Source organism: Pseudomonas sp. HN11, assembly GCF_021390155.1.
GTDB lineage: Bacteria > Pseudomonadota > Gammaproteobacteria > Pseudomonadales > Pseudomonadaceae > Aquipseudomonas.
In genome coordinates, this window is the sequence record NZ_CP089985.1 from 4,669,702 (window position 1) to 4,683,926 (window position 14,225).

Consider the following 14,225-nt stretch of genomic DNA (forward strand, 5'->3'; position numbering starts at 1 on the left):
ACTTTCCTAATGATCCCCGGGGGGCTGCTTCGCAGCCCAGCGCGGGACAAGCCCGCTCACCACACAGTCCAGATCAGACGGTGATGTTGTGCTTGGCGAGGAATGCGACAAAGGCTTCTTCATCCAGCACTTTCAAGCCCAACTCACTGGCCTTGGCCAGCTTGGAACCGGCGCCCGGCCCCGCCACCACGCAGTGGGTTTTCGCCGACACGGAACCCGCCACCTTGGCGCCGAGGCTTTCGAGTTTTTCCTTGGCCACATCGCGGCTCATCAGCTCCAGGGAACCGGTAAGTACCCAGGTGTGCCCGGCTTCGGGCAAGCCTTCGACGACCTTCTTCTCGCTCTCCCAATGCATGCCGAAGTCCTTGAGCTGTTGCTCGATGGCCAGGGCGCGGCTGGCGTTGTCGGCATTGTCGAAGAACTCGCGCACGGCCTTTGCCTGCTTCTCGGGCAGGGCCTGGCGCATATCCAGCCAGTCGGCCTTGATCACGCCTTCCAGGGTGACGAACTTGTCCGCGAGTTTCTGCGCAGCGCCCGGGCCGACACTCGGTACGTGCAGCTTGTCGAGCAACCCTCCCAGGGTGGTGCTGGCCGCGAATTCGGCACTCAGGTCACCCTGATCCTGCAATTGCAGGCCGCATTCTTGCGGCGACAGCAGCGCACCGATCACGTCCTGGTTGTGGCTGTCTTCAAAGAAACTGTGGATCTCATGCGCTACTTCCAGGCCCACATCCGGCAAGTACGTCAACACTTCGGGCAACGCCTTCTGCACGCGCTCCAGAGAGGCCAGGGAGCGCGCCAGCACCTTGGCGGTCTCTTCGCCTACGTCGGGAATGCCCAAGGCGTAGATAAAGCGCGCCAGAGTCGGCGTCTTGCTGTTTTCGATGGCGGTGATCAGCTTCTTGCTGGAAATGTCGGCAAAGCCTTCCAGGTCGATAATCTGCTCATACTTGAGTTTGTAGAGGTCGGCCGGGGAGCCGATGAGCTTTTCATCCACCAGTTGCTCGATGGTCCTGTCGCCCAGGCCGTCGATGTCCATGGCGCGGCGCGAGACAAAATGGATGATCGCCTGCTTGAGCTGCGCACCACAGGCCAGACGGCCGACGCAACGGTACACCGCGCCGTCGCTGACGGTTTCCTTGCCCTTGCTGCGCTTGACCAGTTGCGTGCGCTCAACGTGGGAGCCGCACACTGGGCAGCTTTCGGGGATCGGCACCGCGCGGGCGTTTTCCGGGCGGCGCTCAAGCACCACCGAGACCACCTGCGGGATCACATCCCCGGCGCGGCGGATGATCACGGTATCGCCGATCATCACGCCCAGGCGCGCCACTTCATCCATGTTGTGCAAGGTGGCGTTGGATACGGTGACACCCGCAACCTTGACCGGTTTGAGGCGCGCCACCGGGGTCACCGCGCCGGTACGGCCGACCTGGAATTCCACGTCGAGCAGTTCAGTCAGCTCTTCCAGGGCGGGGAATTTATGCGCGATAGCCCAGCGCGGTTCACGGGCGCGGAAGCCCAGTTCACGCTGGGAAGCGATGCTGTTGACCTTGAACACCACACCGTCGATCTCATACGGCAGGCTGTTGCGCCGCTCGCCGATATCACGGTAGTAGTCCAGGCAATCCTGGATGCCCTTGGCCAGTTTCAACTCATGGCTGATGGGCATGCCCCATTTCTGCAACTGTTTCAGATTACCGATATGGGTGTCACTGACATCGGTGGTCACGCCGTAGCAGCAGAATTCCAGTGGCCGGCCGGCGGTGATCTTCGAATCCAGCTGGCGCAAGCTGCCGGCAGCCGCGTTGCGCGGATTAGCGAAAGTCTTGCCACCGACTTCCAACTGCGAGGCGTTCAAACGCTCGAAACCGGCCTTCGACATGAAGACTTCGCCGCGCACTTCCAGGGTCGCCGGCCAGCCGCTGCCGTGCAGTTTCAACGGGATATTGCGCACGGTGCGCACGTTGACACTGATGTCTTCGCCGGTGGTGCCGTCGCCACGAGTGGCGCCACGTACCAGCTCGCCGTCTTGATACAGCAGGCTGACCGCCAGGCCATCCAGCTTCGGCTCGCAGCTGTACTCGACACCCCCGAACAGGTCATCCGCAGGCAGATCAAGGCCTTCCGTCACCCGACGATCAAACTCAAGCATGGTGGTTTCATCAAACGCGTTGCCCAGGCTGAGCATCGGGATCTCATGGCGCACCTGAGTAAACGCCGACAACGCCGCACTGCCCACCCGCTGCGTCGGTGAATCACGCGTAACCAGGTCCGGGTGCTCGGCTTCCAGGGCCTTGAGCTCATGGAACAGCCGGTCGTACTCGGCGTCCGGAATGCTCGGCTCGTCGAGGACGTGATAACGGTAGTTGTGCTGATCCAGTTCAGCGCGCAGTTCGAGGATGCGGGTGTGGGCGGCGGTCATGGGTGTTCTCTCAGAAAGCAAAAGAGCAGCCGAAGCTGCTCAATATGTTAGTGCGCTTATTCTATCCGACAACGCCGAGGAGCAATCCTCAGCGTTTTTGTGTCAGGGCGCGACGCTCGAACTCGACGATGCGCTGACGGTAGTGCTCGATGGTCTGGGCAGTCAGGACGCTGCGCTGGTCGTCCTTGAGTTCGCCGTTCAGTTCCTGGGACAGCTTGCGAGCTGCGGCCACCATCACGTCGAACGCTTGTTTCGGGTGACGCGGGCCTGGCAGGCCGAGAAAGAAGCTCACCGCCGGGGTGCTGAACAGGTCGATATCGTCCAGATCGAAAGTGCCCGGTTTGACCGCGTTGGCCATGGAGAACAGCACCTCGCCGTTGCCGGCCATGCTTTCGTGGCGGTGGAAGATATCCATCTCGCCGAAGCGCAAGCCGCTTTCCAGAATATTCTGCAACAAAGCCGGGCCCTTAAACCCGGCTGCGTCGCGGCAGATCACGCTGATCACCAGGACTTCTTCGGCGGCGGGCTGGTCGTTCACAGATTGGCGCGGCGCATTCTTGCCAGCGTTCTCGTCCGGGAAATCATCGTCACGACTGCTGAAGCTCGGGCCGTCATCGACGTCCAGGTCCAGATCAGCCTGGCGCGGCTCTGCAACCACCGGCGCAGTGCGCTTGCCACGCTTGGACGATGGCTCGCGGGCTTCGCGCACCGGTGCGCTCATCGATGGCAAGTCGTGCTCGTCCAGTTGCGGTTCTTTATGGGTATCCAGCACACGGGGCGGCCCCAGCAGCTCGGCGCCGTCGTCGTCGGGCAAGTTGGACAGGTTGCGGTCCAGACGGAATTTGAGCTTGCCCTTGCCACCGCGCATGCGGCGCCAGCCATCAAAAAGAATACCGGCAATGACAATTATGCCGATGACGATCAGCCACTCGCGCAGACCGATTTCCATGTAATCCCGTGCCTCTAATAAAAAATGCTGAAAAATAAGGGGTTTAGCAACGTGCAAACCGCTTTAAAACGTGGCGCCAACTCTATGTTCTGACTGACGTTTTGCCCACGCATACGAAAATTTGACATTAAATTAGCACAGTTGGCGAAAGATGTATTGGATTGGCATCTTCGCTCCCAAATAGCATTTTCGTACCCTGGCGCCAACTGTGAGCTACAAGCTACAAGTGACAAGCATCAAGCTCAAGCCAACTCACTTGCAGCTTGCGGCTCTTAGCTAAAAGCTCCGCCACTAGGCGTCCACCATCTTCATCGCTTCTTCCACGTCCACCGCGACCAAACGCGAACAACCTGGCTCGTGCATCGTCACACCCATCAATTGATCCGCCATTTCCATGGCGATCTTGTTGTGAGTGATATAGATGAACTGCACGGTCTGGGACATCTCTTTCACCAATCGTGCGTAGCGTCCAACGTTAGCGTCATCCAACGGGGCGTCCACTTCGTCGAGCATGCAGAACGGCGCCGGATTCAACTTGAAGATGGCAAATACCAGGGCCAATGCCGTCAGGGCTTTCTCGCCACCGGACAACAAATGGATGGTGCTGTTCTTCTTGCCCGGAGGCCGCGCCATGATCGTCACCCCTGTATCGAGTAGATCTTCGCCCGTCAGTTCCAGGTAAGCGCTGCCACCGCCGAAAACTTTTGGGAATAAGGCCTGTAAACCGCCATTAATCTGATCAAAGGTATCCTTGAAGCGGTTACGGGTTTCCTTGTCGATCTTGCGAATCACGTTTTCCAGGGTGTCCAGTGCTTCGACCAAGTCGGCGTCCTGAGCATCCAGATAACGTTTACGCTCGGACTGTTGCTGATATTCGTCGATGGCCGCCAAGTTGATCGCACCCAAACGCTGAATACGCGCAGCAATCCGCTCAAGCTCTTCTTCGGCTTCTTTCTCGTTGGTCTGGGCGGTCAGGGTATTGAGCACGCCGTGCAGGTCGTAGCCGTCTTCCAGCAACTGGTCCTGCAGGGTTTTGCGGCGCACGGTCAGGGCTTGCCATTCCATGCGCTGTTGTTCGAGCTGGCCGCGGATCAGCTGAGATTGTTGCTCGGCCTGGGTCCGGCGTTTTTCGGCGTCGCGCAGTTCGCGGTCAGCGTCTTCCAGGGCGATTTGCGCAGTCTTGAGTTCTTCATCGACGGTCATGCGCTTGTCGAGCAATTCTTCCAGCTTGAGGCGCAGTTCTTCCAGCGGCGCTTCACCCTCTTCCAGGTTAAGGCTCAGTTGCTCGCGCTTTTCGGTGAGGCGTTCAGACTGCATCTCCAGGCGCTCAAGGGCCTGGGCGGTGGAGGCGTGCTGGGCCTTGAGCGAACCCAGGCGCACCGCTAACTGGTGGGCGTGATCCTTGTGCTGACGGGCTTCCTGGCGCACGCGGTCGAGACGTTCGCGCAGGCTGTCGCGCTGGGCCAGCAACAGTTCGCGCTGCTCGGTGTCCAGCGCCATGCTGTCGAGGGCTTCCTGCAATTGCAGACGAGCTTCGCCGATTTGTTCGTGTTCGAGGGCCCGTTGCTCACCCATCTCGGCGACTTCTTCGTCGAGGCGAGTGCGGCGTAGGGTCAGTTGTTCGACCTTGGCTTTGCTCGCGGAGAGTTGAGCTTTGAGTTCGCCTTGCTGGCGCGCTTCGTCCTGCAACAGGCGGCGCAGGTGTTCGCGGCCGGCCTCTTGCTGGCGCTGAGTGGCACGCAGGGTTTGCAGTTCGGTTTCCAGACTTTCAAGGGTGGCTTCGCGCTCTTCGCGCTCGGCGATCAAATTGACGATTTCCTGGCCACGGGCCAAAACGCCGCTTTCGGCTTCACTGGCGCGGCGTACACGCAGGAAGTGGCGGCCGACCCAGTAACCGTCGCGGCTGATCAGGCTTTCGCCGGCCGCCAGTTGGCCGCGTTGGACCAGGGCCTGCTCAAGCGATTCGACCGGTTTGACCTGGCCCAGCCATGGCGACAGATCAATCGCCGCCTCAACCTTATCCAGCAGACTGCCCGGCACCCGCGTGCCATCCGCCGAAGGGCTGAGCAAACGCAAGTCGCCCTGGGCAAAACCGGCCAGGTCGAAGCCACCGAAGTCGTCGACCAATACGGCTTGCAGGTCGGCGCCGAGTACGGTTTCCACCGCCAGCTCCCAGCCCGCTTCCACTTTCAAGCCTTCGGCCAGGCGCGGGCGCTCGGCCAGATGCTGATCGCGCAACCATTCGGCGGTGCCAGTCCCCGGATCCAGCGCGGCTTGTTGCAAAGCCTCAAGGGATGCCAGGCGACCATTGAGCCGCTGCAAATCACCCTGCGCTTGTTGTTGTGCCTGGGTCGCCTGTTGCAGTTGCTGACGCAATTGCTCCAGGCGCTCCACTTGTTGTTCTTCGCTGGCTTCCAGCTCTTCCAGCGTCATTTCGCTTTCGGCCAGTTGCTCGCTCAATTCCATGATCGCCGCGTCTTCCGGGTCGGCGGACAGCAATGCGCGCTCTTCCTGCATCCGGCGCTGGCGCTCGGCCAAACGCTCCATGCTGGTTTCCAACTGTTGGATGCGCGACTGCTGCACCTCGGCCTGGCGGCGTGGCTCGGCGGATTGCAGGTTGAAGGTGTCCCACTGCTCCTGCCAGCCATGCATGGTGGTTTCGGCTTCTTCCAGCGCGGCGGCGGCTTCTTCCGCGGCGGCGTTGGTGATTTCCTGCTCAGGGGTGAGCATGTCCAGCTCTTCGCCGAGGGTCAGCAGCAAGGTGCGATCGTGGCCCAGGTGCGATTCGGTCTCCAGTCGCGCGCGTTCGGCTTCCTTCAAATCATCCTGCAACTGGCGCAGGCGTTGCTGGCCGTGCTGAATGCTCTGTTCGACGCGGGCAATATCGCCGCCCACCGAATAGAAGCGACCCTGCACCAGATTGAAGCGCTCGGACAGGTCATGGTGACCGTCGCGCAGGCGTTCGATGCTGGCGTCGGCATTGCGCTGCTCGGCTACCAAGGCTTCAAAGCTGATCTCCTGGGTGCCGATGATCGCTTCGCGCTGGCCGACCTGATCGTTCAGCGCCTGCCAACGCAGGGCCGAGAGTTGTGCCTTGAGCTGGCGTTCTTCACCCTTGTATTCCTGATACTTCTCGGCGGCCTGGGCCTGGCGGTGCAGACGCTCCAACTGGCGTTCCAGCTCTTCGCGCAGGTCAGTCAGGCGGGCGAGGTTTTCGTGGGTGCGGCGGATGCGGTTTTCGGTCTCGCGGCGGCGCTCCTTGTACTTGGAGATGCCAGCCGCTTCCTCGATGAAGTTGCGCAGGTCTTCGGGCTTGGCTTCGATCAGCTTGGAGATCATGCCCTGCTCGATGATCGAGTAGCTGCGCGGGCCCAGGCCGGTGCCGAGAAAAATATCGGTAATGTCCCGGCGACGACACTTGGTGCCGTTGAGGAAGTAACTGTTCTGGCTGTCGCGGGTCACTTTGCGGCGAATCGAGATTTCCGCGTAGGCCGCGTACTCGCCGATCAAGGTGCCATCGGAGTTATCGAACACCAGTTCGATGCTGGCCTGACTCACCGGCTTACGGCTGGTGGAGCCGTTGAAGATGACGTCGGTCATCGACTCGCCACGCAGGTTTTTCGCCGAGCTCTCGCCCATCACCCAGCGGACGGCGTCGATGATGTTCGACTTGCCGCAACCATTGGGCCCGACCACCGCCGCCATGTTACTGGGGAAGTTCACCGTGGTCGGGTCGACGAAGGATTTGAACCCCGCCAGTTTGATGCACTTGAGCCGCACGTTTAGGCGTCCGCCAACGCAGCGATGACCAACGAGCAACTGCGCTCGCCGTAGGCCGACAGCACTTGACGGATCTGCGGCAGGTCACGGGCCAGTACGGCGGCGAGCAGTTGCTCGAACAGCGCCAGGTATTCGCTCATGGACGCCTTGCGTTGATCCAGCGCCAAGTAATAGGCGCGGTTCATCGCCGGTTGCAGGTTCTCGACGGTTTCCTGCAGGTACGGGTTGTTGGCGAAGAGATAGGCGGCGCGCATCACATTGAAGCTTTCCTCGACAAAGCCGCGGATCTCCTGGCGCTCGAAATGGGTGACCAGGCGCTGCTGGATCTGCACGAACGGCGCCATGTCGGCCTGGGTCTGCCAGCCCTGGGCCACCGCGTTGCCGAGCAGGATGTACAGCTCGCCCATCAAGGTGCACAGGCTCTGCACCTTGTGCGCGGTGAGTTCGGTGACGTGGGCGCCTCGGCGCGGCAGGATCGCGATCAGATGGCGGCGTTCGAGGATCAGCAAGGCTTCGCGCACGGAACCACGGCTGACATTGAGCGCCAGCGTGACCTTTTGCTCCTGGATCCGCTCCCCAGGCTTGAGATCGCCGCGAATGATGCGTTCGGCGAGGTGGTGAGCGATTTGCTCGGCGAGACTGTCCGGCGCCTTGAACGTCATGTTTTCCCTTCAAAATCTGCTATCGGTACAAGCGCGGCAGTGTAGCGCATTGGCTGGCTGATGGCGCTACGCCCACCTTTCAGAATTTGGCACGGAATAAGCAACGATGAACACCCATAAGCCCCCAAAAACGCCGGTTCCAGAAGACTGGACCATAATTGAAAGTGTTGCGATTGCATTTTCTTGACCTTCTGGTCAGAAAATCGTTGACCGAAAAGTCAGACATGACTAGATTCGGCGCAAAGCGGTTAACAACAATAATGAGTCTGCGAGGCCTTCCGTGATCCAGTTTTTACTTAACCAGGAACTCCGTAGCGAGCACGCCCTGGACCCCAACCTGACTGTGCTCAACTATCTGCGTGAACATTTGGGCAAATCCGGTACCAAGGAAGGCTGCGCCAGCGGCGATTGCGGTGCGTGCACCGTGGTGGTCGGTGAGTTGCATACGGATGATCAAGGCACTGAGCAGATTCGTTATCGCAGCCTCAATTCGTGCCTGACCTTTGTGTCGTCGTTACACGGCAAGCAACTGATCAGCGTCGAAGACCTCAAGCACCAGGGCCAACTGCACAGCGTCCAGCAAGCCATGGTCGAATGCCACGGCTCGCAATGCGGCTTTTGCACACCCGGTTTCGTGATGTCGTTGTTCGCCCTGCAAAAGAACAGCGACGCCCCCGACAGCCAGAAAGCCCACGAAGCCCTGGCCGGCAACCTGTGCCGCTGCACCGGTTATCGCCCGATTCTTGCCGCCGCCGAACAGGCCTGCTGCAACAAGCCCCAGGACCAGTTCGACAGCCGCCAGGCCGAGACCATCGCCCGTCTCAAAGCCATCGCGCCGACGCAGACCGGTGAACTCAACAGCGGCGACAAGCGCTGCCTGGTGCCGCTGACCGTCGCCGACCTGGCCGACCTCTATGATGCCTACCCGCAAGCCCGCCTGCTGGCGGGTGGCACCGACCTGGCGCTGGAAGTCACCCAGTTCCACCGCACGCTGCCGGTGATGATCTACGTGGGCAACATTGAAGAAATGAAGCGCATCGACGACTTCGACGACCGCCTGGAAATCGGCGCCGCCACCGCCCTCTCCGACTGCTACACCGCGCTGCATCACGCCTACCCGGACTTCGGCGAACTGCTGCACCGCTTCGCCTCTCTGCAGATCCGTAACCAGGGCACGCTGGGCGGCAACATCGGCAATGCCTCGCCGATTGGGGATTCGCCGCCGCTGCTGATTGCCTTGGGCGCGCAGATCGTCTTGTGCAAGGGCGAAGCGCGCCGCACCTTGGCCCTGGAAGATTACTTCATCGACTACCGCGTCACCGCGCGCCAGGACAGCGAGTTCATCGAGAAGATCATCGTGCCGAAGGGCCACACCTTGTTCCGTGCCTACAAGGTGTCCAAACGCCTGGACGATGATATTTCCGCCGTCTGCGCCGCGTTCAACTTGAAGATCGACAACGGTGTGATCGGCGAGGCGCGCGTCGCGTTCGGCGGCATGGCCGCCACGCCAAAACGCGCCAAGAGCTGCGAAGCCGCGTTGGTCGGCGCCACCTGGAACTCCGCCACCGTGGAAAAAGCCTGCGCCGCCCTCGCCGAAGATTTCACCCCGCTGTCGGACTTCCGCGCCAGCAAGGAATACCGCCTGCTCAGCGCCCAGAACCTGCTGCGCAAATACTTCATCGAACTGCAAACGCCGCACATCGAGACTCGGGTGACCGCTTATGTCTAACCATCACGCCGTCGTTAAAACCCAGGCCGAACTCGCCGAGCTGTTCGCCCAGGACCTCACCTCCGGGGTCGGCCGCAGCGTCAAGCATGACAGCGCCGCCAAGCACGTGTCCGGTGAAGCGCAGTACATCGATGATCGCCTGGAATTCCCTAATCAGTTGCACCTGTATGCGCGCATGTCCGACCGCGCCCATGCCCGCATCATCAGCATCGACACCGCGCCCTGCTACGCCTTCGAAGGCGTGCGCATTGTCATCACCCATGAAGACGTGCCGGGCCTGAAAGACATCGGCCCATTGATGCCGGGCGATCCATTGCTGGCGATCGACACCGTGCAGTTCGTCGGTCAGGTCGTGCTGGCGGTCGCCGCCCGCGACCTGGAAACCGCGCGCAAAGCTGCGATGGCCGCAGTGATCGAATACGAAGACCTGGAACCCGTACTGGACGTGGTCGAGGCCTTTCGCAAGAAGCATTTCGTGCTCGACAGCCACACCCATCAGCGCGGTGATTCGGCAGCCGCACTGGCCACCGCAAAAAACCGTATCCAGGGCACCCTGCACATCGGCGGCCAGGAACACTTCTACCTGGAAACCCAGATTTCCTCGGTAATGCCCACCGAAGACGGCGGCATGATCGTCTATTGCTCTACGCAGAACCCCACCGAAGTGCAGAAGCTGGTGGCCGAAGTGCTGGACGTGTCGATGAACAAAATCGTCGTCGACATGCGTCGCATGGGCGGCGGTTTCGGTGGCAAGGAAACCCAGGCGGCCAGCCCCGCGTGCCTATGCGCGGTGGTCGCACGCCTCACCGGCCAGCCGACCAAGATGCGCCTGCCGCGCGTCGAAGACATGCTGATGACCGGCAAGCGGCACCCCTTCTATATCGAATACGACGTGGGCTTTGACGACAGCGGCCGCCTGCACGGGATCAACCTGGAATTGGCGGGCAACTGCGGCTGCTCGCCGGACCTGTCGAACTCGATTGTCGACCGCGCGATGTTCCACTCCGACAACTCGTATTACCTGGGCGACGCCACGGTCAACGGCCATCGCTGCAAGACCAACACCGCGTCCAACACCGCCTATCGCGGCTTCGGTGGCCCGCAAGGTATGGTTGCCATCGAGGAAGTGATGGACGCCATCGCCCGCCATCTGGCCCTCGACCCGCTGGCCGTGCGCAAGATCAACTACTACGGCAAGACCGAGCGCAACGTCACCCACTACTACCAGACCGTCGAGCACAACATGCTCGAAGAGATGACCGCCGAACTTGAGGCCAGCAGCCAATACGCTGAGCGCCGCGAAGCGATCCGCCTGTACAACGCCCACAGCCCGATCCTGAAAAAAGGCCTGGCGCTGACCCCGGTGAAATTCGGCATTTCGTTCACCGCCAGCTTCCTCAACCAGGCAGGTGCCTTGATCCACATCTATACCGACGGCAGCATCCACCTGAACCACGGTGGGACCGAGATGGGCCAGGGTTTGAACACCAAGGTCGCGCAGGTGGTGGCCGAAGTGTTCCAGGTGGAAATCGACCGCGTACAGATCACCGCCACCAACACCGACAAGGTGCCCAACACCTCGCCGACCGCTGCTTCCAGTGGTGCGGATTTGAACGGCAAAGCAGCACAGAACGCCGCTGAAACCATCAAGCAACGCCTGGTGGAATTCGCCGCACGCAAGTACGACGTGAGCGAAGCGGACGTGGAATTCCACAACGGCCATGTGCGCGTTCGCGACCAGATCCTGACCTTCGAGGCGTTGATCCAGCAGGCGTATTTTGCCCAGGTTTCGCTGTCGAGCACCGGCTTCTACAAGACCCCGAAAATCTTCTACGACCGCAGTCAGTCGCGCGGTCGGCCGTTCTACTACTTCGCGTTCGGCGCGGCCTGCTGCGAAGTGATCGTCGACACCCTGACCGGCGAGTACAAGATGCTGCGCACCGACATCCTCCACGACGTCGGCGCCTCATTGAACCCGGCCATCGACATCGGCCAGGTGGAAGGCGGTTTCATCCAGGGCATGGGCTGGCTGACCATGGAAGAGCTGGTGTGGAACAACAAAGGCAAGCTGATGACCAACGGCCCGGCCAGCTACAAGATCCCGGCCGTGGCGGATATGCCGTTGGACCTGCGGGTGAAGCTGGTGGAAAACCGCAAGAACCCCGAAGACACGGTGTTCCATTCCAAGGCCGTGGGCGAACCGCCGTTCATGCTCGGGATTGCATCGTGGTGTGCGATCAAGGATGCGGTGGCGAGCCTGGGGGACTATCGCCATCAACCCAAGATCGATGCGCCGGCAACGCCGGAGCGGGTGTTGTGGGGGTGTGAGCAGATGCGCCAGTTAAATGCGGCCAAGGCGGTTGAAACCGAAACCGAGCTGGCCTCACTCTGAGCCGAGGTGACTATGAATAATTGGATCAGCGCCCTCGCCGACCTGCAAAGCAGGGGTGAACCCTGCGTGCTGGTGACCATCATCGAAGAGCTCGGCTCCACGCCGCGCAATGCCGGCTCAAAGATGGTGATCAGCGCCGCGCAGACCTTCGACACCATCGGCGGCGGGCACCTGGAATACAAAGCGATGCAGATCGCCCGCGACATGCTCGTGCGCGGTCAGCAGAACACCCATCTGGAGCGCTTCAGCCTCGGCGCAAGCCTGGGCCAGTGCTGCGGCGGTGTGACCGTGCTGCTGTTCGAGCCCATGGGCCAGGTGCAGGCGCAGATCGCTGTGTTTGGCGCCGGCCACGTGGGGCGTGCCTTGGTGCCGTTGCTGGCCAGCCTGCCGTGTCGGGTGCGCTGGATTGATTCGAGAGACCAGGAGTTTCCGGAACATATCCCCCAAGGCGTGCGTAAAATCGTCAGCGAAGAGCCGGTCGACGAAATTGCCGACCTGCCAGTGGGCAGTTACTGCATTGTCATGACCCACAATCATGCGCTGGACCTGGAACTGACCGCCGCCCTGCTCAAACGCAACGACTTCGCCTACTTCGGCCTGATCGGCTCGAAGACCAAACGCGTCAAGTTCGAACACCGCCTGCGTGATCGCGGCTTCGACGCTGCGCAACTGCAACGCATGCGCTGCCCCATGGGCCTCACCGAGGTGAAGGGCAAGTTGCCGGTGGAAATCGCCATTTCCATCGCCGGCGAAATCATCGCCACCTACAACGCCAATTTTGGCCAGCACACCGCCAGCGCCGAACCCATTGCCAAACTGCTGCCGGCTTCGCGTCGCAGCCAAGCCATTTGAATTGAGACGACCATGCCTTTGACTCGCAAAGCCTACCGTGCCGCCCTCCTGCACAGCATCGCCGACCCTGCTGAAGTGGGGATCGAAGCCTCCTACGAGTATTTCGAGGACGGCCTGCTGGTGATCGAAAACGGCCAGATCAGTGCCGTGGGCCATGCCAGCGATTTGCTGCCCACCCTGCCTGCCGACATCGAAATCACCCATTACCAGGACGCACTGATTACACCAGGCCTGATCGACACCCACATCCACCTGCCACAAACCGGCATGGTCGGCGCCTACGGTGAGCAGTTGCTCGACTGGCTCAACACCTACACCTTCCCGTGCGAAAGCCAATTCGCCGACAAAGCCCACGCCGAGGAAGTCGCGGATATCTTCATCAAGGAACTGCTGCGCAACGGCACCACCACCGCGCTGGTGTTTGGCAGTGTGCATCCGCAGTCGGTTAACGCGTTCTTTGAAGCCGCCGAGAAACTCGACCTGCGCATGATCGCCGGCAAGGTGATGATGGACCGCAACGCACCGGACTACCTGACCGACACCGCGGAATCCGGCTATCAGGAAAGCAAGGCGCTGATCGAGCGCTGGCACGGCAAGGGCCGCCTGCATTACGCGGTCACCCCTCGTTTTGCACCGACCAGCACACGGGAGCAACTGGCGCTGGCCGGGCAACTGCTGGGGGAATACCCGGACTTGTACATGCAGACCCACATCAGCGAGAACAAGCAGGAAGTCGAGTGGGTGAAGGAACTGTTTCCGGAGCGCAAAGGCTATCTGGATGTGTACGACCACTACAAACTGTTGGGCGAGCGCTCGGTGTTTGCCCATGGCGTGCACCTGTGTGATGACGAGTGCGCACGGCTGGCGCAGACCGGTTCGGCGGTCGCGTTCTGCCCGACCTCGAACTTCTTCCTCGGCAGCGGCTTGTTCAACCTGCCGATGGCCGAGAAGCACAAACTGAATGTGGGCCTGGGCACCGACGTCGGTGGCGGCACCAGTTTCTCGCTGCTGCAGACCCTGAACGAAGCCTACAAGGTCATGCAGTTGCAGGGTGCGCGCTTGAGCCCGTTCAAGTCGCTGTACCTGGCAACCTTGGGCGGTGCACGTGCGCTGCGCTTGGAAGACAAGATTGGCACGCTGCAACCGGGGACCGATGCAGACTTCCTGGTACTGGACTACAACGCTACGCCGCTGCTGAGCTATCGCTTGAAGCAGGCGAAGAACATTGCCGAGACGTTGTTTGTGCTGATGACGCTGGGGGATGATCGGACGGTGTTGCAGACGTATGCGGCCGGGCAGCTGGTGCACCAGCGCTAATTTCAGCCACACAACAAAACCAAATGTGGGAGCGGGCTTGCTCGCGAATGCGCAGTGTCAGTCAACAGATGTATTGACTGATCCACCGCGTTCGCGAGCAAGCCCGCTCCCACATTTTTGTC

Annotated in this window: 8 protein-coding genes; 4 read left to right on the top strand and 4 right to left on the bottom strand. The window is 60.9% G+C overall.

What is annotated here, in order from left to right; all coding sequences use genetic code 11:
- Nucleotides 1-73 precede the first annotated feature (73 nt).
- The 4 genes from ligA to LVW35_RS21260 form a co-directional block, all read right to left on the bottom strand.
- Nucleotides 74-2,422, bottom strand: coding sequence for an NAD-dependent DNA ligase LigA (gene ligA / locus LVW35_RS21245; protein ID WP_233891910.1), 2,349 nt, complete (start codon nucleotides 2,420-2,422; stop codon nucleotides 74-76).
- Nucleotides 2,423-2,510: 88 nt separating this feature from the next.
- Nucleotides 2,511-3,371 (bottom strand): cell division protein ZipA, encoded by an 861-nt coding sequence (gene zipA / locus LVW35_RS21250; RefSeq protein WP_233891911.1) that lies wholly within the window; start codon nucleotides 3,369-3,371, stop codon nucleotides 2,511-2,513.
- 291 nt (nucleotides 3,372-3,662) lie between these two features.
- Entirely contained in the window at nucleotides 3,663-7,151 is a 3,489-nt protein-coding gene (smc, locus tag LVW35_RS21255) for a chromosome segregation protein SMC (RefSeq protein ID WP_233891912.1), read from the bottom strand.
- 2 nt (nucleotides 7,152-7,153) lie between these two features.
- Nucleotides 7,154-7,813 carry a GntR family transcriptional regulator gene (locus LVW35_RS21260; protein ID WP_233891913.1) on the bottom strand — a complete coding sequence of 220 codons (660 nt, stop codon included), beginning with the start codon at nucleotides 7,811-7,813 and terminating at the stop codon, nucleotides 7,154-7,156.
- A gap of 280 nt (nucleotides 7,814-8,093) precedes the next feature.
- Between LVW35_RS21260 and xdhA the strand changes: the two genes are divergently transcribed.
- The 4 genes from xdhA to guaD are packed head-to-tail and all read left to right on the top strand — an operon-like array spanning nucleotide 8,094 to nucleotide 14,103.
- Nucleotides 8,094-9,542, top strand: coding sequence for a xanthine dehydrogenase small subunit (xdhA, locus tag LVW35_RS21265; RefSeq protein WP_233891914.1), 1,449 nt, complete (start codon nucleotides 8,094-8,096; stop codon nucleotides 9,540-9,542).
- Nucleotides 9,535-11,934: a xanthine dehydrogenase molybdopterin binding subunit gene (gene xdhB, locus LVW35_RS21270; protein ID WP_233891915.1), complete on the top strand. Its 2,400-nt coding sequence runs from the start codon at nucleotides 9,535-9,537 to the stop codon at nucleotides 11,932-11,934. The genes xdhA and xdhB overlap by 8 nt, the downstream gene beginning before the upstream one ends.
- A 12-nt stretch (nucleotides 11,935-11,946) precedes the next feature.
- On the top strand, nucleotides 11,947-12,786 hold the full coding sequence (gene xdhC / locus LVW35_RS21275) for a xanthine dehydrogenase accessory protein XdhC (RefSeq protein WP_233891916.1): 840 nt from the start codon (nucleotides 11,947-11,949) through the stop codon (nucleotides 12,784-12,786).
- Between the two features lie 12 nt (nucleotides 12,787-12,798).
- Nucleotides 12,799-14,103, top strand: a complete 1,305-nt coding sequence (guaD, locus tag LVW35_RS21280; protein ID WP_233891917.1) for a guanine deaminase — start codon at nucleotides 12,799-12,801, stop codon at nucleotides 14,101-14,103.
- Nucleotides 14,104-14,225 lie beyond the last annotated feature (122 nt).

Coding starts and splice junctions, on each gene's coding strand:
- ligA (WP_233891910.1), bottom strand. CDS start 2,422: ATGACCGCCGCCCACACCCGCATCCTCGAACTGCGCGCTGAACTGGAT.
- zipA (WP_233891911.1), bottom strand. CDS start 3,371: ATGGAAATCGGTCTGCGCGAGTGGCTGATCGTCATCGGCATAATTGTC.
- LVW35_RS21260 (WP_233891913.1), bottom strand. CDS start 7,813: ATGACGTTCAAGGCGCCGGACAGTCTCGCCGAGCAAATCGCTCACCAC.
- xdhB (WP_233891915.1), top strand. CDS start 9,535: ATGTCTAACCATCACGCCGTCGTTAAAACCCAGGCCGAACTCGCCGAG.
- xdhC (WP_233891916.1), top strand. CDS start 11,947: ATGAATAATTGGATCAGCGCCCTCGCCGACCTGCAAAGCAGGGGTGAA.
- guaD (WP_233891917.1), top strand. CDS start 12,799: ATGCCTTTGACTCGCAAAGCCTACCGTGCCGCCCTCCTGCACAGCATC.